The following is a 24,684-nucleotide window of genomic DNA, read 5'->3' as shown; positions in this document are numbered from 1 at the left end:
TTGCCCGCCGGAACGAAATTTGCCGCCAACGTCACTCAGTGCCCTATCCGCAGTTGAGATTCATGTATGACCGTCATTGCTCGCACCGGTAATCCTCTTTCAGGGCTAAATCAGGCAACAGCCGCCAACGACGTACCCTCCACTAATCCCTTTGCCCCGGCGCCTTCCACCCCATTAAGTCGTGCCACTGTCGCCCGCGTGACGTTCTCCTCGAATGTGGAGTGGAGCAGTGAGCAAGGCGAGCTGACAGCCGCAGGCGTCGAACTGGCCAATGCCGTACTTGCCCCGGGCACCTCATCAACCATTGGCGCGCAGGTCTCCACCTTCGCGGTGGACGGGGTTCAGTCGAGCGACATTCTGTTGGTCAAACGCGTGCCCGCCTCTGAAACCGGGTCGAATATCCTGTTGTACATTCCTGACGAGGACGGCAATTCGTTCTTCGAGTTCGATAACCGTGAAGAGATGAACACCTGGCTTAAAGGCGTCGCCACCGACCCTGACCAGTTGGAAGCGTTCGCCCGGCATTTTTCCCGCAATGCGCCTCCCGAGCAGGTCAAACGGGTGAAAGACACGATGACGCGCTTCGCAGCAGGCGATATCAATGCCGTGATCGGGCCTTTTGGCTACGAAAAGGGCGATATCTTCAATCGCCTGGACAAGAACACGACAGTCCCGCCGGTACCGGTCAACGGGTTGGCAGGTACCTACCTGAAAGTTGAAACCCGCGAAGGCCGGGTGACCTTTGCAGGAACACGTCCCGACGGGGAAACAGTGCTCTATCAGTACGACGCCTACGGCAATCTCCATGGCGCAGGTGACAAGCGTAATTTCTACTTTGTGAGAAACGGCTTGAATAATAACGAGCCGTTGTCTCCCATGCCGCAAAAGCAGTACCTCAAGACGGTCGTCGGCGTTGCCCTGGATAATGTGGGGGCCAACGACTTGCGGGGGCTGTTCGACGAGTTCATCCGCCAACTAAGCAATCCAGGTTCCGGCATTGGAACGGCCTTGATCGCGTTGGGTGTGCCTGAGGATGTGGCGGAGTCCATCGAGAAAATCGTCAAAAACCCCGTCACCGGCACCTTGCTTGAACTCAACCAGGGCAACCGGCTCGGCCAGCTGTTTGGCATTGAAAAAGCGCAAATGGACGCCGTGCTGACGAAAATAGGCAACGAAATCCAAAGCAGGATTCCTTATTACGGGTCCATCAGAGGGGGGCTGGGGCAAACGGCAGTGATGCTGGGAATGGCAGACGAAAAACTCTCGGTCAAGCCTTCCGCTGGCGCACCAAATGCTTGAAGCCTTCAAACACCAGCACCATCACCGCCAGCCAGATCGGAATATACGTCAGCCATTCCCCGGCCTTGATGCTTTCGCCCAGCAACAAGGCGACCCCGAGCAACAGCACCGGCTCCACATAGCTGAGCAGCCCGAACAGGCTGAACGCCAGCAAGCGGCTGGCAACGATGTAGGACACCAGCGCCGAGGCACTGATCAGCCCCAGTATCGGGATCAAGACGTACAAGCGCTTGTGGGCGTCGAGCACGGCAAAACCCTGCTCGCCGCTTTGCACGAACCACAACGCCACCGGCAACATCAGCGCCATATCGAACCACAGCCCGCCCAGGTGGTCGGTCTTCAGGCGTTTGCGCACGATGAAGTAAATCGGGTAACCGATGATCACCAGCAGCGTGGCCCAGGAGAAACCGCCTACCTGATACAACTCGTTAAGTACGCCGCAGGCGGCAAAAAACACCGCGATCTTTTGCAGGTGTGACAGTTGTTCGCCATACACCAGGCGCCCGGTCAGCACCATCGTCAACGGCAGCAGGAAATACCCCAGCGATACATCCAGGCTGCGGCCATTGAGCGGCGCCCACATGAAGAGCCACAGCTGCAGCCCCAGCAAGGCTGAACACAACATAAGCCCGCCGATCAATCCGGGCTTGGCCGCTACCAGCCGAACCACGTCCCACGCCCGCCGCCACTCGCCGCTGACGATCATGAATACGGTCATGCAGGGCGCTGTCAGCAACATCCGCCAGCCGAAAATCTCCTGGCCGCTCAAGGGCGTCAACAGCGACGTGAAGTAATACATCACGGCAAACAACACCGAGGCCAAGACCGATAACACAACACCTTTAGACACGCTGTCCTCGCGAAAACCGATTCATACAAAAGAGGGGAGATTTCAGGGAGGGAATATAGTGCTTTTGAGGTGACATGTTTGCTCTGTTTTGGGGCGAGGGGGCAAGCCCCTCACCACAGGCCAGGTGTATGCCACTCGGCTATCGGGCAATTCGCCCCGACACAAAGTGGCTCACATCATTGAACCCCGGCGTCGACGCATGCCCTGGCGTGACGAGCGAATCAATAAACGCTTCATCCTCAGCCGTGATCTTGACCTCCAACGCGCCGGTGTAGGCGTCCCACTGGGCCTCGGTGCGCGGCCCGACAATCGCCGAACTGACCGCCGAGTTGTTCAGCACCCAGGCAATCGCGAATTCGACAATCCCCACGCCACGGCCTTGGGTGTATTGCTGGATCTGCTGGGCGATGCGCAGGGATTCAACGCGCCATTCGGTTTCCAGGATGCGCTTGTCCTGGCGCCCGGCACGGCTGTTGGCTTCAGGCGTCACGTCCGGCGCGTATTTGCCACTGAGCACGCCACGGGCCAGCGGGCTGTAAGGCACCACGCCCAGGCCATACGCAGCAGCGGCGGTGATTTGCTCCACCTCGGCCTGACGGTTGACGATGTTGTACAGCGGTTGGCTGATGATCGGCTTGTCTACCCCAAGGCGCTCGGCCACGCGGATCACTTCAGCGATGCGCCAGCCACGGTAGTTGGACAGGCCCCAATGGCGGATCTTGCCCTCGCGGATCAAGTCGCCAATCGCCGAAATCGTGACTTCCAGCGGTGTGTTGTGGTCTTCACGGTGCAGGTAGTAGATGTCCAGGTAATCGGTGTCGAGGCGCGTCAGGCTGGCTTCCAGTGCATTGAAAATTCGCTTGCGACTCAAGCCGCTGCGGTTTGGCAGGCCGTCCAGCGGGCCGATGCCGACCTTGGAGGCCAGCACCCAATCCTGGCGCTGGCGGGCGATGGCCTCGCCGACGATTTCCTCGGAACGCCCGCCGGTGTAGACGTCGGCGGTGTCGATAAAATTAATGCCTTGATCCCAGGCCTTGTCGATGATGCGCAGCGAGTCTTCGGTGCTGGTTTGCTCGCCAAACATCATGCTGCCCAGGGTCAATGCGCTGACCTTCAACCCGGACTGGCCCAGTGTGCGGTAAATCATCGTGAACACCTCAAAAGGGGGGGAGACAGTACTTATCCAATACCAGACAGCAAGGCTCTGGAACAAGCCCCGCGACGGTTATTGCGGTAATAGTTCGGCGCAGCGCAGTTGCAGGAACCGGTGCAGTACCTTCACCCGTTCCGACACTTGCAGCCGGTGCGGGCACATCAAATTGAACGGCGTCGGCTCGCCTTGCCAATCGGTCAGCAAAGGCACCAGCCGCCCGGCCTTGACATCGCGTGCTATATCCAGCCGTGCCTTATAAGCGATCCCATGCCCGGCCAACGCCCAGCGCCGCACGATCTCGCCGTCATCACTCAGGTAATCGCCTGTCACCTCGACTTCCTGGAGCACGGCGCCCCGGCGAAAGTACCAGGTGTTGTTTGCGCGGCCCTGGCGCATGTAGCGTAGCGTGCTGTGTTGCGCCAAGTCCTGGGGCGTGCGCGGCGTACCGTGGCGCGTCAGGTACTCGGGGCTGGCACACGCCACCCGTTGGTGGTCGGGTACCACCGGCAGCGCCACCAGGCTGGAGTCCCTTGGCACGCCGAAACGCAGGGCGATGTCGACGGTTTCGCGGAACAGGTCGGCATTGCTGTCGTTGAGCAGCAACTGAAGGCGCACGTTGGGGTGTTCGAGCTTGAACTCATCCAGCCAGCCCAGCAGCACATTGCGCCCGAAATCCGAGGGCGCGGCCAATTGCAGCAAACCACTGAGGCTCTGGCCTTGTTGCTTGATCGCTTGCTCGCCTTCAGACAACGCCCCCAGGGCCACACGCACGCTGTCGAGGTAGCGCCGGCCTTCTTCGGTCAGGCGCATGCTGCGGGTGGAGCGCGCCAGCAGCCGGATGCCCAGGCGGGTTTCCAGGCGCTTGAGGGCAATGCTGGCGGCGGCCGGGGTCAGGCTGAGGCTACGGGCAGCCGCCGACAGGCTGCCGGTGTCGGCGGTGCGTACGAAGACTTCAAGGTCGAGGATTGAGCTCATTTGTAAAAATCCTTTAAAGATCTTGTCGTTTTACCGGGATTTTTCAACGATTGCCAAGCTGGGAAGATGAAAGCTCATTTTCTCAACCAGGTATTTCTCCATGACTTCTCCCCTCAATGGCAAAACCATCATCGTCATCGGCGGTAGCAGCGGCATTGGCGCAGCCGTGGTCAAGCAGGCCGTGGCACGCGGCGCCCACGTGGTGCTGGCCGGGCGGCGCTTGTCTTCGACCGTGGAGAACGGAGTGCGCAGCGAGCAGGTGGACGTAACCGACGCAGCCTCGTTGCAGCGATTGTTCGAAACGGTGGGGCAGTTTGATCACCTGGTCTACACCGCAGGCCCTGCGGTACAGGCCAAGTCATTGATCGAGACCGACCTGAACCTGGCGCAAGACAACTTCAACGTGAAGCTCTGGGGTTCACTGCGGGCGATCCAGCAGGCGCTGCCCTTTCTCGATGAGCGCGGCAGCATCACCCTGACCTCGGGGCAACTGGGGCGCAAAATCGTGGCAGGGCAGTTCATCAAGACCGGGATCAACGCGGCGACTGAAGCCTTGGGCAAACAGTTGGCCAAGGAACTGGCGCCACGGCGGGTGAACGTAATCAGCCCGGGTGTGATCGACACTGAGGCGTATGCCGGGTTGTCCGAGGAGCAGCGGCTGGCGATGTTTGCCAAGGCGGGCGGAGCCTTGCCGGTAGGGCGAGTGGGGCAGGCCGAAGAAGTGGCTGCCGGGTATGTGCTGGCGATGGAGAACGGGTTTATCACCGGCAGCGTGATTGATGTGGATGGTGGCGGTTTGCTCTAGGCGTATTTTGCCGCACACACAAAACAGGTCCCGCTTTCAGGTGGGACCTGCGTCACTTGCAACATTCTTGATCACCTGCTCGCGCTTAATAACGCGGCGCCGGAACCGGCTGTGGCGGGTAGTAGTAGCCTGGAGGTGGCGCCTGGTAGTAAACCGGCGGTGCCTGCTGGATGTACACCGGCTGCGGTTGCACGTAAACCGGTTGTTGCACGTACACCGGAGGTTGGGAGTTGGCGACGACCGAGCCCACTACGAGACCACCGACCACGGCACCCAGTAGAGCCGGACCACCCCAGCCCCAACCACCACGGTAGCCACCGTGACCCCATCCATAGCCGTACCCACCACGGGCTTCTGCCTGCCCTGCCATGGCGAGGGTGGCAATCAGCACGAGGGCTACGTTCATTTTTGAGAGTCGACTGATCATGACAAGTCCTCTACTTATGCATCGAACCGGTTTTAATAATATTCCCGGGCATACGTTTCAGACAGTGCTTTTTGATGGGATTACGCGGCGCCAGAGTAAAGGTTAAGTAAGTTTTGTAGCCTGTTTGTTACTTGGACTTTGCGTTGAACTTAATACGGGTGTCCGGCGGCGTTTTGAATATAAAAACACCGGCGCCGTCATGGATATCAACAGCGCCGGTTTGCCTTGATGTCAGGCCTTGAGTGTCCGGGTCATCCGCAACGCCAGCACACTGCCCGCGACAATCACCGCCGCCAGCAAGTACAACGCCAGGTCCGTAGACCCGGTGGCATCCTTCACAAACCCGACGATATACGGGCTGAGGAAGCCCGCCATCTGGCCCATGGAGTTGATCAACGCCAGGCCTCCCGCCGCAGCGCCGGCGCTGAGCATGGCGGTGGGCACCGGCCAGAACATCGGCAGGCCGGTGAGGGCGCCCATGGTCGCGATGGTCAGGCCGAGGATCGCAATCGCTGGCGTGGTCGCAAAGTTCACCGCAATTACCAGCCCGATCGCGCCCATCAACATCGGCACTACCAAGTGCCAGCGGCGCTCCTTGCGCAAGTCGGCAGAGCGGCCCACCAGCAGCATGAACACCGCCGCCAACAGATACGGGATTGCACTCAGCCAGCCAATCACCAGGTTATCGCTGAAGCCCATGTTCTTGATGATCGACGGCAGCCAGAAGTTAATCGCGTACACGCCGCTCTGGATGCAGAAGTAGATCAGGCCGAACGCCCAGATGGCCGGGTTCTTGAACACTTCCAGCAGCGAGTCGCTGGAGGTTTTCGGCTTGTTGGCGAGGTCGGTCGCCTGGTCGGCTTCCAGCACCGCGCGCTCATGGGGCGTAAGCCACTTGGCGTTGGCAAAGCTGTCGCTGAGCAGGAAGTAGGCGAGGGCGCCGAGGATCACCGTCGGGATGCCTTGCAGCAGGAACATCCACTGCCAGCCCGCAAGCCCGCCTTGGCCGGCGGCGAAGTGGTTGAGGATCCAGCCGGAGAACGGGCTGCCGAGCAAGCCGGACACCGGGATCGCCGACATGAACAGCGCCATGATCCGCCCACGGCGGAAGGTCGGGAACCACTGCGAGAGGTACAGCACCACGCCCGGGAAAAACCCGGCTTCAGCCGCGCCGGTCAGCAGGCGCAAGCCGTAGAAGTGCGTCGGCGTGGTGACGAACAGCAGGCAGGTGGACAAGGTGCCCCAGACGATCATCATCAGCGCAATCCAGCGCCTTGGACCAAACTTGGTCAACGCCAGGTTGCTCGGCACGCCGCACAGCACGTAGCCGATAAAGAAGATCCCGGCACCGAGGCCGTACACGGTCTCGCTGAATTTGAGGGCATCGAGCATCTGCAACTTGGCAAAGCCGACGTTGACGCGGTCGAGGTAGTTGAACAGGTAGCAGATGAAAATGAAGGGGATCAGGCGCAGGGTAATGCGCTTGTATACGGCGTTTTTATCGTCATCGTTGGCCTGGGTGACAGCGGCGCTCTGTGACATGGCAGTCTCTCTTTATTATGATTTTTGGCGATGCGAGGGTAACGTTGATCGCCCAATGAGTCTCGGCCACCTCAAGGGGTGCTGTCTTTGTGCTCGCGCACAGTCAGGCATGGTTTGCGCTGTGCCTATGAACAATCGTTTTTTTCAGGAATTTAGCCCCATGTTCGAGCTGGATCATGACTTGGCGCAGGATATCGTCAATCGCACCATGGCGATCTTGCCCTATAACGTCAACGTCATGGACAGCCAGGGCCTGATCCTGGGCAGTGGCGAACCCGAGCGTATCAACACCCGTCATGAAGGCGCGCAACTGGTGTTGGCGAATGTGCGAGTGGTGGAGATCGACAGCCAGACCGCCAAGCACCTCAAGGGCGTGCAGCCCGGGATCAACCTGCCGCTGCTGCACGACCAGCGCCTGATCGGCGTGCTGGGCATTACCGGCGAACCGGAATTGCTGCGCACCTATGCCCAACTGGTGCGCATGACCGCTGAAATGCTGGTCAGCCAGCGCCACCAGCAGGCCGAGCAGCAATGGCGCCGCCAGCGTTGCGATGACCTGCTGGCGCTGCTGCTGGCCGAGACCGGCGACTCGCCGAGGCTGGTAGACGAAGCTCAGCAGCTGGGCCTCAAGCCGCAGCTGGCGCGCACGCCCTACCTGTTTGAACTGGGCAGCGGCCAGTCGGCGGAGGCGCTCAGCGCCTGGCTGACCTCACGCTACCCGGACAGTTGGTGTGTCAGCTCCGCGCAGTTTTCCCTGCTGTGGTGCCGGCCTGCGGCGGTGCAAGTCGACAACGCGCGCCTGCTGGAAAAACTCGACGGCCTGGGCTGGAACATCCTGCGGGTCGCCGTCGGCGGGCAAGCGGACGGCCTGGCCGGGCTGCGCCGTTGCTACCGGCGAGTCGGCGATTTGCTCGCCTATGGCCGCGATGTGCTGCCAGGGTCACGGCTGTTGACCCTCAATCGCTACCGCTTGCCGGTGATGCTCTGGCGCCACCGTAACGACGACGCCCTCGACGAACTGCTCAACCCGTTGCGCAAGGTGCTGGCCAAGGACAGTAACGGCCAGTTGTTGGCAACCCTGCGCAGTTGGTGCGATCACGACGGCCAAAGCCAGGCCTGCGCCGATGCCCTGGGCATCCACCGCAACAGCCTGCGCTACCGCATGGAGCGCATCGCCGAGCTGAGCGGCGTCGACCCGCTGACCCTCGACGGCATGCTCGCGTTGTACCTCGGTGTGCAGTTATTGCCGCAAGCTTTGTCGAAATGAACAACAAACCCCAGCCACTCTTGTGCAATGGACCGGCGTTATTGCCGGTGCCAACTGGCAGCATGGGCGTTATAAAAACCGGAGAAAGCCCATGAAAATCATCATCGCCCCCGACTCGTTCAAGGACAGCCTGAGTGCTGAAGGCGTGGCGGATGCCATCGCCGAGGGGTTGGCCGCGGTGTGGCCCGACGCCGAGTTGGTCAAGTGCCCGATGGCGGACGGTGGTGAAGGCACGGTGGAGTCGGTACTCGCCGCCTGCCAGGGCGAATTGCGCACCACCCGCGTGCAAGGGCCGTTGGGCGCCAGTGTCGATGCGCATTGGGGCTGGTTGGCCGAGAGCCACACCGCAATCATCGAAATGGCCGAAGCCAGCGGCCTGCAGCGGGTGCCGCCGGGTAAACGTGATGCCTGTTCCAGCAGCACTTTTGGCACCGGCGAACTGATCCGTGCCGCCCTGGATGCCGGCGCCCAGCGCATCATTTTGGCGATTGGCGGCAGCGCAACCAACGACGGCGGCTCCGGTGCGATGCTCGCCCTCGGCGTGCAATTGTTTGATGCCGAGGGCGCCGCATTGCCACTTGGCGGCCTGGCACTGGCCAAACTGTCGCGCATCAGCCTCGGGCAACTGGACCCACGGCTGGCCCAGGTGCGTTTCGAAATCGCCGCTGACGTGAACAACCCGCTGTGCGGCCCCCACGGCGCCTCGGCGATTTTTGGCCCGCAAAAAGGTGCCAATCCACAGCAAGTCGAACAACTGGATGCTGCCCTCGGTCATTTTGCCGATCACTGCGCCAAGGTATTGCCCAAAGACGTACGTGACGAACCCGGCAGCGGCGCCGCCGGTGGCTTGGGTTTCGCCGCCAAGGCGTTCCTTGGCGCGCAATTTCGTGCAGGCGTTGAAGTGGTTGCCGAACTGGTGGGGCTCGAAAACGCGGTGCGCGGTGCTGATCTCGTCATCACCGGCGAAGGCCGTTTCGACGCACAGACCCTGCGCGGCAAAACCCCGTTTGGCGTGGCGCGCATTGCCAAGCAGCACAGCGTACCGGTGATCGTGATCGCCGGCACGTTGGGCGATGGCTATGAGCAGATGTACGCCCACGGTGTGGATGCTGCGTTCGCCTTGCCGTCGGGTCCCACTACCCTGGAACAGGCCTGCAGCGAGGCGCCGCGCCTGTTGCGCGAGCGGGCCTCGGACATTGCCCGGGTTTGGCGCCTGGCGGCGCGGAGGGATTGATAGAGACAACCGACTGTACCGTGACAGGGCTGTCGATAATTACTATGATCGTTGCTTACTTTGAAGACTGGCCCCTCTGGCCGGACACGTTGGAAGCCGATCATGCAGATCAAGCGTTTTACTCTCGTCAATTTCCGTGGCATCGAACATATCGAGCTTGATTTCGAGGGCAAGAAGACTGTCGCTTTGGTGGGTGTCAACGGGGTGGGCAAGTCTTCGATTCTGGATGCGTTGGCGATTACGTTGTCGAATTTGACGGCGAGGATGATAGGGCAAGCTTCCAAGTCAAGAGCGATCTCCAAGGACGATATTCGACTTGGCTCGGAATACACACGTTTGCACGTCTGGGCTAGGCTTTTTGAGAGTTATGAGGTCGATTGGGCTATAGCTCTAAATCGTAAAGCGGGTAAGCATTCCAGTGAACGAAGTAGTGACCTATCACGCTTAAACGAAGCCGCTGATAGCGTTGAATACGGTATAGGCCAGTATGAGTTTATCGGCGGTGAGCCTATTGAGCTGCCATTAGCCGTGTATTACGACGTTCACCGGGCTGTTCTGGATGTGCCGTTGCGCGTTCGCGAGAATCTTGTAAATGCTATTGCTGAAGGCTATGACGACGCGCTCGGCCATGGGGGCGCCGATTTCAAAAGGTTCTTTATCTGGTTTCGCAATCAGGAGGACCTTGAAAACGAAAATAGTCGGGATATTCCAGGTTATCGCGACCCTGAGCTTTCTGCTGTCCGCAGAGCAATTGAAACATTCACCGGCTTCAAGGATGTCAGGGTTCGTCGCAAGCCTGCTCTAAGAATGACGGTTCTGAAAGGAAACCTTGAGTTCAATGTTTTGCAGCTTTCGGATGGTGAAAAGTGCCTTCTTGCGATGGTCGGAGATTTGGCTCGAAGGCTGACCTTGCTCAATCGCGAGGTAGCGGACCCTCTGAATGGGAAGGGTGTTGTCCTCATCGATGAACTGGACTTACACCTCCACCCAGGATGGCAGCGTACCGTTGTTGCCAAACTTGAAAAAACATTCCCTAACTGCCAGTTCATCATCACCACTCACTCCCCGCAAATACTGGGTGAGCTCCCGGCCAATGCAATCATGCTGCTCAAGGATGGCAAGTACATCGGGCATCCCGAGCGCTCGTTGGGGCTTCGAAGCGGTGAAGTTGTAGAAGAGTTGATGGGCGGTTTTGCGCAGAATCAGGAAGTGAGCCTGCAGCTCAAGAAAATTCACCGCGACCTGGATGACGATGAGTTGGACGCTGCTCACGTCAAACTCGAACAGCTGCGTAAAAAAGTCGGTGATATTCCTGACATCCTTGAGGTCCAGGCCAGCATCGATTCCCTGAGGTGGACTGAAGGGGGCGAGGCGTGAGGTCAATCAAAAAGGGCGCAGAGCCCCGCGAGTTGATTGACAGGCGAATCGCAAACAAAGACACCCCACAGAACCTGTTTTACGGCAAAGGCAGCAGTTTCCCCGGCGAGCCCGTTCGTAAAGCACTTGTGCTGGAGCAGTTCCACCTGTGTGCGTACACCCTGCGGCGCCTGAAAACTGCTGGCGAATGCCAGGCGCAGGGGCAGCAGATGGTATTCAGTTGTCATATCGAACACATCCTGCCGCAGGAAGCACACAAGGATGAAAGCATTGCCTACAGCAACATGCTGGCCTGTTTTCCGCCCAGTCAAACGGATACGGCCTGTGGTTACGGCGCAGTAGAGAAAAAGGCCTACGACCCGGATCAAAAGCCGTTTGTTTCGCCTCTGCAGTCCAATGCAGAGCGCCATTTTCGTTTTTCCAGCGATGGGACGGTTGAAGGGCTGACGCCAGAAGGTGTTGCCACTGTTGATGTGCTGAAACTTAACCATCCAACGTTGGTAAATAGCCGAGCGGCGGTCATCAGGGGGAGCCTCAAACCTCGCGGCAACGACTTATCTGCTGCGATGGCCCGGCGCCTGGCCGCAGAGGTCAGCACCCCGGACGCGCACAACCGCCTTCCAGAATATTGCCAGGCGCTGAAACAACAGGCCGAGCTTCACGCCGAGCGTCTTGAGAAACGCGCCGCCCGAATGCGGGGGCAGCAACGCCGCTAATCTGCTCTTCCAACCATCGTTCCAAGGACGAAACACCATGCACACACCTGAACCCAAAATCGTCATCACGCGCTTCACCGAGGCCCACCTTGAAGGCGTCGCTGCGCTCTACAACGAACCGGCTGTATGCCGTCAGGTGCTGCAAATGCCTTTCCAGTCGGCCGAGGCGTGGCGCAAACGTCTGGTGCAAGACAACGAGCGGCGGCTACAACTGGTGGCGTTGCATGCAGGCGAGGTCATCGGCCAGCTTGGCCTGGAACAGTACTCGCGCGTGCGCCAAAGCCATGTCGGCTCCTTCGGCATGGGCGTTGCCACCGCCTGGCAGGGCAAGGGTGTGGGCTCCCGGCTGCTGGGCGCGGCGCTGGAGGTGGCGGATAACTGGATGAACCTGCACCGGGTGGAACTGACGGTGTACGCCGACAACGAAGCCGCTCACCGCCTGTACCACAAGTTCGGCTTCGAGACTGAAGGCCGGCTGCGCGATTACGCGGTGCGTGACGGCGCATTCGTCGACACCCTGACCATGGCGCGCATCCGCAGGCCCGCCTAGGCGTCCTGCAAGGCAAACGCCACCGCAGCCTGCGCATGCAGCTCGGTGGTGTCCAGCAACGGCAGGTCGCTGTGCTGCGGCTTGATCAACAAGCTGATTTCCGTACAGCCGAGGATGATGGCCTGGGCGCCGCGCGCCGCCAGGGACTCGATTACCCGCTGGTACACCTGGCGTGACGCGTCGCTGATCACCCCGACACACAACTCCTCATAAATGATCCGGTGCACGGCCTGGCGCTCGTCTGCATCGGGCACCAGCACGGTCAACCCCTGGGCCGCCAGGCGCGATTTGAGAAACTCCTGTTCCATGGTAAATGCAGTGCCCAGCAGGCCCACGGCCAGGGTGCCGGCCTCGACCGCTGCGGCGCCGGCGGCGTCTGCAATATGTAGAAACGGTATGGACACCGCCGCTTCGATGCGCGGTGCCACCAGGTGCATGGTGTTGGTACACAGCACGATGCATTCGGCGCCACCGGCTTGAAGCCGGCGAGCGGCATCTTCCAGGATCAGCGCCGCGTCGTCCCAGCGCCCGGCGTGCTGGGCCTGTTCCACCGGGCCGAAGTCGACGCTGTACATCAACAGTCGTGCCGAGCGCAGGGGCCCGAGCTGGTCGCGCACGCTTTGGTTGATGATGCGGTAATACTCGGCGCTGGACTCCCAGCTCATGCCGCCGATAAGGCCGATGGTGCGCATGCGATGCTCCTGAAATGGTCGGGCGAGGGCATCACATTACCCAAGCGCTGCGCTTTAGTCATACGCCGGTGTGCGGCATCTGCCATGATCAAGGCTCGCAACATGGGTCACCCAAGGAACACGGCAATGGACGATGTACAACAACTGGGCGAGATGCTTCGTCATTACGCCGACAGCGAAGCCCACAAGAAGCAGCAGTTCGAAGTGCAGTCGGCCCATTGGGCACAGAAGATCGGCGAGTTGTTCGGCCAGATTGAGCAGTGGCTGGAACCGGTGAAGACCGTCGGCTTGCTGGAAGTGCAGCGCGAGGCTTATGTGGCTTGCGGCCCCAGCGTGCCGGTGGAGACCTCCACCTTCAAGACCGAAAAACTGACCATCCATATCGCCGGCAAGCCGGTGGAGTTTGTACCGGATGTGATGGGCGCTGGGGGCTTGATCTCGCTGTCGGTGATGGGCTTGACCGCCGCGCGTTACGGCAGCATTTCCCTGGTGTTGCTGCCAGGGAAAAACGACTGGCTGTGGAAGAAAACCAACGGCCTGAAAGACCCGGATACCTTCGGCTTCGATGCCAACTTCCTGGCCTTGCAGTTGCAGAGCCTGATTCCCCGCGAGCGCGGCTAGTCGCTCAATGTGGTGCTTGTGTGGGAGCGGGCTTGTTCGCGAAAGCGGTGTGTCAGTCGCTGGATATGTTGACTGAACCACCGCATTCGCGAGCAAGCCCGCTCCCACAATTAGATCTCTACATTGCCCCAGTCCTGCTTTGTTTCCTCAGGCACCACCGCGTTGACCTGCTTGCCCGTGGCCAACGCCACCCGCCGCGCCACTTCCGGGTCATCGGCAAACGGAATCAGGCTGGCCTCATCCAGGCTCTCCCTCGACTGACCCCGTAAGCAATACTCCACGGCACCATACAGGCCGATCACCGCCGCCAGGTTCAACACTACCTCCCACATCAGGCGATCTGCGCTTCAAGCTGCGCCACCTTCAAATCCACCACCCGCACTGTGCGCCAGGTGTTGTAGGCCATCAGCAACATGCCGCCGAGAAAGAACACCCCGCCGACAAAACGCACCACAAACCCCGGATGGCTGGCCTGCAAGGCTTCCACAAAGGAATAGGTGAGGGTGCCGTCATCGTTCACCGCGCGCCACATCAAGCCCTGGGTGATGCCGTTGACCCACATCGACGCGATGTACAGCACCGTGCCAATGGTCGCCAGCCAGAAGTGCAGATTGATCAGCCCCACGCTGTGCATCTGCGGGCGGCCGAAGACCTTCGGGATCATGTGGTACAGCGAGCCAAAGGTGATCATTGCCACCCAGCCCAGGGCGCCGGCATGCACGTGGCCGATGGTCCAGTCGGTGTAGTGGGACAGGGCGTTGACAGTCTTGATCGCCATCATCGGCCCTTCAAACGTCGACATCCCGTAGAACGCCAGCGACAGCACCAGGAAGCGCAGGATCGGGTCGGTGCGCAATTTATGCCAGGCGCCCGAGAGCGTCATCATGCCGTTGATCATTCCGCCCCAGCTGGGCGCCAGCAGGATCAGCGACATCGCCATGCCCAGCGACTGCGCCCAGTCCGGCAGTGCGGTGTAGTGCAGGTGGTGCGGGCCGGCCCAGATGTACAGGGTGATCAACGCCCAGAAGTGCACGATGGACAGGCGATAGGAATACACCGGCCGCCCGACTTGCTTGGGCACGAAGTAGTACATCATCCCCAGAAAGCCCGTGGTCAGGAAGAAGCCGACTGCGTTGTGCCCGTACCACCACTGCACCATGGCGTCGGTGGCGCCGGAATACACCGGGTAAGACTTGAACCAATCCACCGGGATCGACAGGTGATTGACCACGTGCAGCATGGCGATCACCACGATAAACGCACCAAAGAACCAGTTGCCGACGTAGATGTGGCGGGTCTTGCGCTGCACCACGGTGGTGAAAAACACGATGGCATAGGCCACCCACACCACGGTCATCCACACGGCGCCGCTGAACTCGATCTCGGCGTATTCCTTGGTGGTGGTGTAGCCCAGTGGCAGGCTGACCAGCATGATCACGATCACCGACTGCCAGCCCCAAAAGGTGAACGCGGCGAGCTTGTCCGAGAACAGCCGTACCTGGCAGGTGCGCTGCACGGCGTAGTAGCTGGCGGCGAATTGTGCGCTGCCGGCAAAACCGAAAATCACCAGGCTGGTGTGCAACGGGCGCAGGCGGCCGAAGGTGGTCCACGGCAGGTCGAGGTTCATTTGTGGCCAGACCAGTTGCGAGGCGATCCACACGCCCATGGCCATGCCGACCACGCCCCAAACGATGGTTGCAATGACGAATTGGCGCACGACCTTGTAGTTGTAGGCCTGTGCGGTTGATGGTGTTTGCATGCTTAGTCCTCCCACGGTTCCAAGTGGGCGGCACTGTAGGAAGTACTGGGGGAACAATACAGACTCAGACCCGGGTCATTAATGCGGATCAGCCACTAACCTGCATTTTTCGCACGTTACCCTCGTCAATAAATCGTTTGTCCAACCCCCGCCCAATGACAAAACTGCAAGTCACTCGCAAAACAACAACGATTGGGCAAAAACCACATGCAAATCGAGCGCAACTTTTTCAACGGCCACTTCGCCGAACCTGCCAGCACCGCCCAGATCGCGGTCTACAACCCCGCGACCGAGGCCCAAGTTGGCCTGGTTTCCGCCGCCACCCCTGAAGAAGCCACAGCCGCCGTCAATGCCGCCGCTACTGCACAGAAAACCTGGGGCAAGCTCACCAGCATCCAGCGCGCCGAGCACCTGCGTGCTTTCGCCGACGCCCTCGAAACCTGCGCCGAAAGCATAGGCAAGGCGCTCGCCAGCGAATCCGGCAAAAGTGTCAGCGACGCCAGCAACGAAGCCCGCTACGCCGCACAAATCACCCGCTACCATGCCGAATGGGCGCGCCGCATCGAAGGCGAAATCATCCCCAGCGACACCCCGGACGAAAACCTGTTCCTGCAACGCGAGCCTATTGGCGTCGTGGCTTGCCTGATCCCGTTCAACTATCCGGTCTACACCTTGCTGCGCAAAATCGCCCCGGCGCTGATTGCCGGCAACACTGTAGTGGTGCGCCCGAGCAACAACACCCCGTTGTCGGCCTTCGAAATTGCCCGCGCCGTTGAGCAGTCGGGTATACCTGCCGGCGTGATCAACATCCTGACCATGGACCACGCCACCGCTGCCACCTTGTGCACCCACAAGGCCGTGGGTTTGATCACCCTGACCGGCAGCGTCAACGCCGGGCGCATCGTGCTGGATTACTGCAAGGCCAACATCGCCAAGCCGTCCCTGGAACTGGGCGGCAAGACCCCGGCGATCATCGAGGCCGATGCCGACCTGGAAAAGGCCGCCAGCGACATCATCGCTTCCAAGACCACTCACTGTGGCCAGCTGTGCACGGCGGTCGAGCGGGTGTACGTGCAGGAAAGCGTCTACGACCGATTCCTGGCCCTGCTCAAGACTAAAATCAGCGCCGTCAAATTCGGTGACCGCGCCACGGACACAGGCCTGATGGGCCCGCTGGTCAACGCCAGTTCGCAGCAGAATATTCACGCCATGGTCGAGCGCGCCATCGCCGACGGTGCTGTACTGGAAACAGGCGGCGTACTCCCCGAAGGCCCGGGCCATTTCTACCCGCCGACGCTGCTCAGCGGTTGCCGCCAAGGCATGGAAATCATCCAGGAAGAAATCTTCGGCCCGGTGCTGCCGGTGCTCAAGTACCGCGACATCGACGAAGCCCTGGCCATGGCCAACGACCACCAGTTCGGGCTGTCGTCGGTGCTCTACACCGAGAACTACCGCACGGCCATGAAAGTCGCCAACGCCATTGAGGCGGGCGAGTTGTACGTCAATCGCACCCCGGCCGACCCTTACCAGGGCTTCCACGCCGGCTGGAAACGCTCAGGGCTGGGCGGCGATGACGGCAAGCACGGGATGCTTGAGTTCACCCAGACCCGTTTGGTGGTCATGAAGTACTGATTCACCGACCACCGGCTTCACCTCAATAAAAACAATTATCGGGGCACCTGCACAGTGGGTGCCCGAGGTCTACAAGATGTCCAAGCCTGCACCCGTTGCCCAGGGTTTCGATGCCGTGTCTGCGGCCAAAAGCGACAAAGCCAGTCGCTACTTCCAATTGATGTTGCTGGTACTGGCCGCCGGGGCGATCTACCCGATCCTGTACCTGCGCCAGGTCTACCAGACCACCATGCTGGAAGTGTTCCAGATCAACCACAGCCAGTTGGGTTATCTGTACTCGATGCTCGGTACGATCTTCCTGCTCAGCTACCTGCCCAGCGGCTGGTTGGCGGATCGCCTGCCACCACGCTTCCTGATCTTTTTCTCGCTGGTGGCCACCGGCGCCCTGGGCATCTGGTACTCCACCGTACCGTCGATGACTGGCCTGATGATTATCTTCGGCTGCTGGGGCCTGACCACCGGCCTGACCTTCTGGGCCTCGGTGCTCAAGCGGGTAAAAATGATCGCCCATCACAGCGAGCAAGGCCGCTTCTTCGGCATCCTCGACGGTGGCCGTGGCCTGGTGGAAGCCTTGCTGGCCACCGTGGCCCTGGGGCTGTTTGCCTATGCCACCGAAACCCGCAGTCAAACCGCCGCCGAAGGCTTCAAGCACGTGGTGTACCTGTATTCGTTCGTGTGTATCGCCATCGGTTGTGTGCTGGTGCTGCTCAAAGACCCCAAATCCATGGCCGAAACCGCAGCGGTGGAGAAGGGCAAGTTCAACCTGCTTAGCGACCTGGCCACCCTGGTGAAAATCCCCGAGCTGTGGCTGGTCACCGCCATTGTGTTCTGCGGTTATCACATGTTCTGGGCCACCTACAGCTTCTCTGATTACCTGCAAGGCAGCGGCATGACCGCCGTGATGGCCGGCACCATCACCACCATCAAACTGTGGATGCGCCCCATCGGCGGGATCGGCGGCGGCTGGCTGGGGGACAAGTTTTCGAATATCTCGGTGCTGATCGTCGCGCTGGTGCTGGTGACCCTGGCGATGGTCGGCCTGATCGTGTTCCCGGCCATCGGCAGCCTCGGCTTGCTGATCGGCACGGTGATCTTTATCGGCCTGATGACCTACGCGATTCGCGGCCTGTACTGGGCGATCCTCGACAGCTGCAATATCCCGCTGCGCATCACTGGCCTCGCCATCGGCATCGTCTCGGTGGTGGGTTACCTGCCGGATACGTTTATCCCGCTGATCAATGGCTACCTCACCGACACGTACCCGGGGCAGGTCGGCTACAACCTGTACTTCGGCTACATCGCCTTCATCGGCGTGCTAGGGACCCTCGCGGCCCTGACCTTGCGCGCCCGAATCAATCGTAAAAAATTCAACCAGACAGGTGCCTGAGATGAAAATCGTCGCCCTTGAAACCCATATTGTCGCCGTACCGCCACCGCACATCGGCGGCATGTACTGGCTGTTCGTCAAACTGAAAACCGACTGCGGCATCGAAGGCGTCGGCGAGATCTACGCCGCCACCTTCGGCCCCAAGGCGATGCTGCCGATCATCGAGGACGTGTTCGAGCGCTACCTGCTCAACCACGACCCGCACCATATCGAGCGTTTCTTCCGCCAGGCCTATTCCAGCGGCTTCACCCAGCGCCCCGACCTGACCATGATGGGCGTGGTCAGCGGCCTGGAAATGGCCTGCTGGGACATCATCGGCAAGGCTGCCAACAAGCCGGTGTACGAGTTGTTGGGTGGCAAGGTCAACGAGCGCCTGCGCTCCTACACCTACCTGTACCCGGTCAACGGCAAGGGCGAGTACGACTACGACGACCCGGACCTGGCCGCCGAGTGCGCTATCGAGAACATGAACAAGGGCTTCACCGCCGTCAAGTTCGACCCGGCAGGCCCATACACCGCGTACTCCGGCCACCAGATTTCCCTGGAAGTGCTGGAACGCTGCGAAACCTTCTGCCGCAAGATCCGCGAAGCGGTGGGCGACAAGTGCGACCTGCTGTTCGGCACCCACGGGCAGATGGTGCCGTCGTCGGCGATCCGCCTGGCCAAGCGCCTGGAGAAATACGACCCGCTGTGGTTCGAAGAGCCGGTGCCACCGGGCCAGGAAGACGCCATGGCCCAGGTCGCGGCCAAGACCACCATCCCCATCGCCACCGGCGAGCGGCTGACCACCAAGTACGAGTTCTTCAAGCTGTTGCAGGCCGGCGGTGCATCGATCCTGCAAATGAACGTGGCCCGCTGCGGCGGCCTGCTGGAAGCCAAGAAAATCGCGAGCATGGCCGAGGCCTACTACGCGCAAATTGCCCCGCATTTGTACAACGGGCCGATTGGCGCGGCGGCGAGTTTCCAGTTGGCGACGTGCACGCCGAACTTCCTGATCCAGGAAAGCATCATGACCTGGGGCGGCTTCCACGCCGAAGTGCTGACCAAGCCGCTGCAATGGGAGGACGGCTACATCATCCCGTCCACCGAGCCCGGCCTTGGGGTGGAGCTGAACATGGACGTGGTGCGCAAGCACACGCCGTATACCGGCGAACGCCTGCACCTGCAAATGGCGCCCACGCCCGCTGATGTGAAAGACACTTCGCCCGCCAAGGGCTAAAAAAAACGACTTACGCGGTAACCGTGAATGACATACGACTACATCATCGCCGGTGCTGGCGCCGCAGGTTGCGTCCTGGCCAACCGACTCTCCGCCTCGGGCGAGCATTCGGTGTTGCTGCTGGAAGCGGGCGGCAAGGACAGCTCCTGGTGGTTCAAGATCCCGGTCGGGTTTGCCAAGATGTACTACAACCCGACCTTCAACTGGATGTACTACAGCCAGCCGCAAAAACAGCTGGCCGACCGCGCCATCTATGCCCCGCGCGGCAAAGTGCAGGGCGGTTCCGGTTCGATCAACGCAATGATCTACGTGCGTGGCCAGGCCCATGACTTCAATGACTGGGCGGCCAATGGCAACGACGGCTGGGGCTTCAACGACGTGCTGCCGTACTTCCGCAAGCTGGAAAATCACCCGCTGGGCGACACCGAATACCACGGCAGCAGCGGCCCCATCAGCATCACGCCGATGAAGGGCCAGACCCATGCCATCTGCGACGTATTCCTCAAGGGCTGCGAGCAGTTGGGCTACGGCCTGAGCGATGACTTCAACGGGCCGAACTTCGAAGGCGCGGGCCTCTACGACGTCAACACCCGCAACGGCGAGCGTAGCTCCAGCAGCTTTGCGCACCTGCACCCGGCGTTGGGTCGACCGAACCTGACCGTGGAATTGCATGCGCTGGTAGACCGCGTGCTGTTCGACGACCAACAGCGGGCTACTGGCATCAGCGTGACCCAGCACGGCGTGATACGCACCTTCAGCGCACGCAAGGAAGTGATCCTGTGCGCCGGTGCAGTAGACACGCCGAAGATCCTGCAACTGTCCGGTGTGGCCGACAAGCACTTGCTCGCCGAACACAACATCCCGCTGGTCAAGGACCTGCCGGCGGTGGGGCAGAACCTGCAAGACCACCTGTGCGCCAGCTATTACTACAAGGCCAATATCCCGACTTTGAACGACCAGCTCAGCTCGCTGTTCGGCCAGTTCAAACTGGGCCTCAAGTACTTGCTGACCCGCAAGGGTGCGCTGGCCATGAGCGTCAACCAGGCCGGCGGGTTCTTTCGCGGCAACGCTGAACAGGCGCACCCGAACCTGCAGCTGTACTTCAACCCGCTGTCGTACCAGATCCCGAAAAACAACAAGGCCAGCCTCAAGCCCGAGCCGTATTCAGGCTTCCTGCTGTGCTTCAACCCGTGCCGGCCCACCAGCCGTGGGACGATTCGCATCGCCTCGAAAAACCCACGGGATGCGGCACTGATCGACCCCAACTACCTGAGCACCCAGAAGGACATCGACGAGGTGATCCAGGGCAGCCGGCTGATGCGCAAGATCATGCAGGCGCCGGCGCTCAAGGGCGTGACGGTGGCCGAGGTATTGCCGGGTGCGACGGTGGAAACCGATGAGCAGATGCTGCAGTACTTTCGCGAGAACAGCGGCTCGATCTATCACCTGTGCGGGTCGTGTGCCATGGGCTCGGACCCGTTGGTGTCGGTGGTGGACAAGCGCCTGAAGGTGCATGGGATGCAGGGGCTGCGGATTGTCGATGCATCGATTTTCCCCAACGTGACGTCAGGGAATACTCATGCGGCGGTGTTGATGGTGGCGGAGAAGGGCGCGGATCTTATCTTGCAGGATGCCTGAGAGCGCCACCGATCAGATGTGGGAGCGGGCTTGCTCGCGAATGCGGTGGATCAGTCGCCGGATGTAGTGACTGACACGCCGCCTTCGCGAGCAAGCCCGCTCCCACAGGGGGGATCTACTTCGATAGATAGACCGTGTTCTGCCACTGAGCAACCGTTTCCGCACTGACACTTACGCCACCACACACAATCACCACCACATCCTCAACCCCGGCAATCGCCGCATGCTCCAGATAAGCCACCGCCAACGAAACCCCGCACGCCGGCTCCACCAACTGCCTTAAATCATCGGCATACCGCGCCACGCCCATCATCGCCTCGGCGTCAGTCAACACCACGCACTGATGGGCAAACTTGCCGATATGCTCAACCGGCCACGCCGCCACTTGCGTCGCCGCCAACGACTTGGCCACGGTATCGATCTTCGCCAGCCGCACCGGTTTTTCAGCTTCCACTGCGGCGGCAAACGAAGCCGCGCCCGCCGTTTCACACGCAATCACCTTGCAGTCGTAACGCCCATGGCGCTCCAGCCCCGTCAACACACCCGCGAGTAAACCACCGCCACCCACGGAGGTCACGATGGCGCCCACCTGGGGGCAGTCCTCGAGAATCTCGTCGATCATGCTGCTGTGACCTTCCCACAACAGCGGGTGATCAAAGGCCGGCACATACAACGCTTCCGGCGCTTGCGCGAGTTGCAGCGCAAGCTCGTTGGACTGATCCCACAGATCACCGTGAACCACCACCTCGGCCCCGGCCTGGCGGATGCGTGCGCGGGTGGCTTCGGGCGTGGTGGAAGGCACCACGATCCGCGCCTGCAACCCCAGGCCTCTTGCTGCAAAGGCCGTGGCCAGTCCGGCATTACCGCCGGAGGGGCACACCACGGTGGTCTTGCCCTGGCTGGCCGCGTAGGCGCAGAGGGTGGTCATGCCGCGCAACTTGAACGAGCCACAGGGTTGCAGGTTTTCCAGCTTGAGCCAGACGCGTCGGGTAGCGGTGGACAAGCCGGGGTGCAGGATCAATGGGGTGCGAATCGGCAGCATTTCACAACTTCCTTATTGGTTGGGCTGGCATCGTACCTCAGCTTGTGGCCGTCACCAGCGGCTCGGCTGGTGTCTTGCGACGTGTCATATGGCTGATGCCCATGATGATCAGTGGTGTAAACAAGGCGATGTAAGCGTTATCGATGCCCCACGGATTACCGGCGAGGAACCAGCCCACGGTCGCCAGCAACGAGGCAATGATGCTCAGGAATGCACCGGCTGCGGTGCCGAATTTCGGTGCGTAGAACACCATCAACACCAGCACCGCAAGGGATGCGCGCAACGCCTTGCCGAGGAAGGCGATCATCAGCACCTTGTCCGAGGTCAGCGCCAGGGCAATCGGCAACAGGCCGACAGCGATGGTCGCCAAGCGCACGAAGCGCAGGGACTTGGCGTCGCTTTTCTCCGGGTTGAACCACGGCTCGTAGAAGTCCCGCAGCAGCAACGTCGCCGAGCCCATGCTTACCGCCGAGATGGTGCCAAACAAAGAGCCGGCAAGGCCTGCGACCACCAGCCCGGCCGTCAGCTGGTCCATGCTCGCGATCAGGGTCGGGAAGGCTTGCAGCGAATCGACATTGGGGAACAGCACTGCGCTGCACATCCCGATCAATGCCGCGCCGATACCAAACGGCACCATCAGCACCGCCACATAGAAACACGCGCGTTGTGCCTTGCCTGCATGGCTGACGGTATTCACCGCCTGGATCACGTATTGGGTGGAAAAGATCGAGCCGATACCGGCAATCATCCAGGCGATGATCTGGCCCCAGCCGACGGTGGTCCAGTCAAACATGCTGGCCGGCAATTGCGCCTGCAACTGGCCGATACCGCCGACTTGCTTCAATCCGAACCACAACGCCAGGCCCACGCCCAAGTACTTCAAGGCGGCGTGGACGAAGTTGGTGTAGATCACCGAACGCATGCCGCCGATGCTCACGTACGCCACCGAGACCACACCGACGATCACGATCGCCAGGGTCCGGTCCACTTGCATCACACTGGCCAACACCGCGCCGCCGCTGGCGTAGATCGACACCGCGACGATTTCGAGGGCGAAGATAGTGATGATCGACGTGGCGAAGCGGGTGCGCTGGCCGTAGTTGCGCGCGAGTACGCCGGAGATGGTGTTGTCGCCCAGGTCCTTGTACTTGCGCGCCAGCAGCCAGGCGAACAACACAAAGCCCAGGGCCAAGGCGAACAGGTTCCATGCGGCGGAGATGCCCACCTTGAAACCGGTCTGGGCGGTGCCGATGCTCACCGCTGTGCCGATAAATTCCGAGAGCATCAGGAAGCCGATCAGGAACGCCGGAAAGTGCCCGCCGCCGGTGGTGTAGTTGTTGGCGCTGCGGGAATGACGGCGAACGCCGTAGCTGATCAGCGCCAGGCTCAGCATGTAAATGCCAGTGATGGACAGCACGATCCAGGAGGAGTGGGTGGGCATTTTTATACTCTTTAGGTATTTTTGTAATTGCGCCTAGTTTCCTCTCCTGCTTTTGCTTTCGTCTAATATCGAGCGAGTATGGTTTGATACTGGTGAGGTATTGTTATGGCCGCTTCGCTGACATTGATGGGGCATCATGCTAGCGTTTCTGGCTTCTCTTGATATCCAGAGGATTCGCCCTTGATCCGACTCTGCGACTACATCCAGGACTTTTCCCGTTCACCATTGCAGCCATGGAGCGAGTTGGCCCCCTGGGACTTGGTGATCCAGGCACCGGCGATTGTTCGCCAGTTGCTGAGTCAGTTGGATCCCCAGGCGTACGATATTCGTGATGAGGTTGCCGTGCATCGAACGGCAATCGTTGAACCGGGGGCTGTGCTCAAGGGGCCGCTGATTGTTGGGGCTCATTGCTTTATTGCCGCCGGTGCCTACCTACGGGGTGGTTGCTGGGTGGATGAACATTGCATCTTTGGGCCGGGTGCTGAACTCAAAACTTCCTTTGTTTTCAGTGGCAGCAAGTTGGCTCACTTTAATTTTGTGGGTGATTCGGTGTTGGGGCGCGGGGTTAATCTGGAAGCTGGCAGCATTGTCGCCAACTACCGGAACGAGCGTGATGACAAGGAGGTTCAGGTGCGCATCGACGGGCAGTTGCAGCGCACCGGTTGCGACAAGTTTGGTGCGCTGCTGGGGGATCAGTGCCGAGTGGGCGCCAACGCGGTGTTGGCGCCGGGGGCGGTGCTTGCTGCGGGTAGTGTGGTGCGGCGGGGGGAGGTTTTCGATTGTGAGGGGTAGGGTTTTGGTGGTGTACATATCCGTTGCTGCGGTAACGGCGGCTTAGGGTTCCGCTCTTACAGCGGGTCACTTTTGAAAAGCGCAAAAGTAACCAAAACGCTCTGCCCCGCCTGTCGGCGCCTCGCTTAGGCTCGGCGTGCCCTCACTCCGGCACCGCGAAGCGGGCCGCCGCGACGGCCCGTCCCTGGCCCGTCGCGGCTAAACCGGCGTCCTGCCGGTTTACCCGCTCCTCAATACCTGCGTTCGGCCTCGGGCTGAATGGGGCA

General features: G+C 60.6%; 23 protein-coding genes. 13 read left to right on the top strand and 10 right to left on the bottom strand.

All coding sequences use genetic code 11. The features are described from left to right. Positions 1-66 precede the first annotated feature (66 nt). Complete coding sequence (locus CEC48_RS20335; protein WP_256579748.1) at positions 67-1,299, top strand: dermonecrotic toxin domain-containing protein; 1,233 nt, start codon at positions 67-69, stop codon at positions 1,297-1,299. Here CEC48_RS20335 and rarD read toward each other — a convergent pair. The 3 genes from rarD to CEC48_RS20320 form a co-directional block, all read right to left on the bottom strand. Further along, positions 1,268-2,149, bottom strand: a complete 882-nt coding sequence (gene rarD / locus CEC48_RS20330; RefSeq protein ID WP_088425378.1) for an EamA family transporter RarD — start codon at positions 2,147-2,149, stop codon at positions 1,268-1,270. The two genes, CEC48_RS20335 and rarD, sit on opposite strands and share 32 nt — an antisense overlap. Positions 2,150-2,288: 139 nt before the next feature. Then, a complete protein-coding gene (locus CEC48_RS20325; protein ID WP_088425377.1) occupies positions 2,289-3,296 on the bottom strand; it encodes an aldo/keto reductase in 1,008 nt (335 codons plus the stop codon). A 78-nt stretch (positions 3,297-3,374) separates the two neighbouring features. Next, a complete protein-coding gene (locus CEC48_RS20320) occupies positions 3,375-4,277 on the bottom strand; it encodes a LysR family transcriptional regulator (RefSeq protein ID WP_088425376.1) in 903 nt (300 codons plus the stop codon). A 100-nt stretch (positions 4,278-4,377) separates the two neighbouring features. Here CEC48_RS20320 and CEC48_RS20315 point away from each other — a divergent pair, with 100 nt between their 5' ends. Continuing rightward, positions 4,378-5,082 (top strand): SDR family oxidoreductase, encoded by a 705-nt coding sequence (locus tag CEC48_RS20315; protein ID WP_088425375.1) that lies wholly within the window; start codon positions 4,378-4,380, stop codon positions 5,080-5,082. An 85-nt stretch (positions 5,083-5,167) separates the two neighbouring features. Here the strand turns inward: CEC48_RS20315 and CEC48_RS20310 are convergent, their stop codons facing one another. Beyond that, entirely contained in the window at positions 5,168-5,488 is a 321-nt protein-coding gene (locus tag CEC48_RS20310; RefSeq protein ID WP_088425374.1) for a hypothetical protein, read from the bottom strand. Positions 5,489-5,740: 252 nt separating this feature from the next. Further along, entirely contained in the window at positions 5,741-7,051 is a 1,311-nt protein-coding gene (locus CEC48_RS20305; protein ID WP_088425373.1) for an MFS transporter, read from the bottom strand. Positions 7,052-7,211: 160 nt separating this feature from the next. Here CEC48_RS20305 and CEC48_RS20300 point away from each other — a divergent pair, with 160 nt between their 5' ends. The 5 genes from CEC48_RS20300 (at position 7,212) to CEC48_RS20280 (ending at position 12,195) form a co-directional block, all read left to right on the top strand. Then, positions 7,212-8,318, top strand: a complete 1,107-nt coding sequence (locus CEC48_RS20300; protein ID WP_088425372.1) for a sugar diacid recognition domain-containing protein — start codon at positions 7,212-7,214, stop codon at positions 8,316-8,318. A 91-nt stretch (positions 8,319-8,409) separates the two neighbouring features. Next, complete coding sequence (locus CEC48_RS20295; protein ID WP_088425371.1) at positions 8,410-9,552, top strand: glycerate kinase; 1,143 nt, start codon at positions 8,410-8,412, stop codon at positions 9,550-9,552. 102 nt (positions 9,553-9,654) lie between these two features. Then, a complete protein-coding gene (locus tag CEC48_RS20290; protein ID WP_088425370.1) occupies positions 9,655-10,929 on the top strand; it encodes an AAA family ATPase in 1,275 nt (424 codons plus the stop codon). Next, entirely contained in the window at positions 10,926-11,645 is a 720-nt protein-coding gene (locus CEC48_RS20285) for a hypothetical protein (RefSeq protein WP_088425369.1), read from the top strand. The genes CEC48_RS20290 and CEC48_RS20285 overlap by 4 nt, the downstream gene beginning before the upstream one ends. 37 nt (positions 11,646-11,682) lie before the next feature. Further along, entirely contained in the window at positions 11,683-12,195 is a 513-nt protein-coding gene (locus CEC48_RS20280; protein ID WP_088425368.1) for a GNAT family N-acetyltransferase, read from the top strand. Here CEC48_RS20280 and CEC48_RS20275 read toward each other — a convergent pair. Further along, entirely contained in the window at positions 12,192-12,887 is a 696-nt protein-coding gene (locus CEC48_RS20275; protein WP_088425367.1) for an aspartate/glutamate racemase family protein, read from the bottom strand. The genes CEC48_RS20280 and CEC48_RS20275 overlap by 4 nt on opposite strands. Positions 12,888-13,013: 126 nt before the next feature. Between CEC48_RS20275 and CEC48_RS20270 the strand changes: the two genes are divergently transcribed. Then, positions 13,014-13,508, top strand: coding sequence for a hypothetical protein (locus tag CEC48_RS20270; RefSeq protein WP_088425366.1), 495 nt, complete (start codon positions 13,014-13,016; stop codon positions 13,506-13,508). A 110-nt stretch (positions 13,509-13,618) separates the two neighbouring features. Here CEC48_RS20270 and CEC48_RS20265 read toward each other — a convergent pair whose 3' ends face one another. Next, complete coding sequence (locus tag CEC48_RS20265) at positions 13,619-13,840, bottom strand: cbb3-type cytochrome c oxidase subunit 3 (protein WP_088425365.1); 222 nt, start codon at positions 13,838-13,840, stop codon at positions 13,619-13,621. After that, positions 13,840-15,267 (bottom strand): cytochrome-c oxidase, cbb3-type subunit I, encoded by a 1,428-nt coding sequence (gene ccoN, locus CEC48_RS20260; protein WP_088425364.1) that lies wholly within the window; start codon positions 15,265-15,267, stop codon positions 13,840-13,842. The genes CEC48_RS20265 and ccoN overlap by 1 nt, the downstream gene beginning before the upstream one ends. 207 nt (positions 15,268-15,474) lie before the next feature. On the opposite strand from ccoN, the gene aldA reads away from it, so the two are divergent. From aldA to CEC48_RS20240, 4 genes are all read left to right on the top strand, one after another. After that, positions 15,475-16,899: an aldehyde dehydrogenase gene (gene aldA, locus CEC48_RS20255; protein ID WP_088425410.1), complete on the top strand. Its 1,425-nt coding sequence runs from the start codon at positions 15,475-15,477 to the stop codon at positions 16,897-16,899. A 76-nt stretch (positions 16,900-16,975) separates the two neighbouring features. After that, positions 16,976-18,286, top strand: a complete 1,311-nt coding sequence (locus tag CEC48_RS20250) for a nitrate/nitrite transporter (RefSeq protein ID WP_088425363.1) — start codon at positions 16,976-16,978, stop codon at positions 18,284-18,286. 1 nt (position 18,287) lies between these two features. After that, on the top strand, positions 18,288-19,505 hold the full coding sequence (locus CEC48_RS20245) for a mandelate racemase/muconate lactonizing enzyme family protein (RefSeq protein ID WP_088425362.1): 1,218 nt from the start codon (positions 18,288-18,290) through the stop codon (positions 19,503-19,505). Between the two features lie 27 nt (positions 19,506-19,532). Then, a complete protein-coding gene (locus CEC48_RS20240) occupies positions 19,533-21,143 on the top strand; it encodes a GMC family oxidoreductase (RefSeq protein ID WP_088425361.1) in 1,611 nt (536 codons plus the stop codon). Positions 21,144-21,258: 115 nt separating this feature from the next. On the opposite strand, the gene CEC48_RS20235 is transcribed toward CEC48_RS20240, so the two are convergent. Beyond that, positions 21,259-22,185: a pyridoxal-phosphate dependent enzyme gene (locus tag CEC48_RS20235; protein WP_088425360.1), complete on the bottom strand. Its 927-nt coding sequence runs from the start codon at positions 22,183-22,185 to the stop codon at positions 21,259-21,261. A gap of 37 nt (positions 22,186-22,222) precedes the next feature. Continuing rightward, a complete protein-coding gene (locus CEC48_RS20230; protein WP_088425359.1) occupies positions 22,223-23,626 on the bottom strand; it encodes a sodium:solute symporter family protein in 1,404 nt (467 codons plus the stop codon). A gap of 180 nt (positions 23,627-23,806) precedes the next feature. Here CEC48_RS20230 and CEC48_RS20225 point away from each other — a divergent pair, with 180 nt between their 5' ends. After that, a complete protein-coding gene (locus tag CEC48_RS20225; protein ID WP_088425358.1) occupies positions 23,807-24,418 on the top strand; it encodes an LpxA family transferase in 612 nt (203 codons plus the stop codon). The last annotated feature ends 266 nt before the right edge of the window (positions 24,419-24,684 follow it).

It is taken from the genome of Pseudomonas sp. K2I15 (assembly GCF_002204795.1).
In the GTDB taxonomy this organism is placed as follows: domain Bacteria; phylum Pseudomonadota; class Gammaproteobacteria; order Pseudomonadales; family Pseudomonadaceae; genus Aquipseudomonas.
This window is presented reverse-complemented; position numbering and strand designations above follow the sequence as displayed.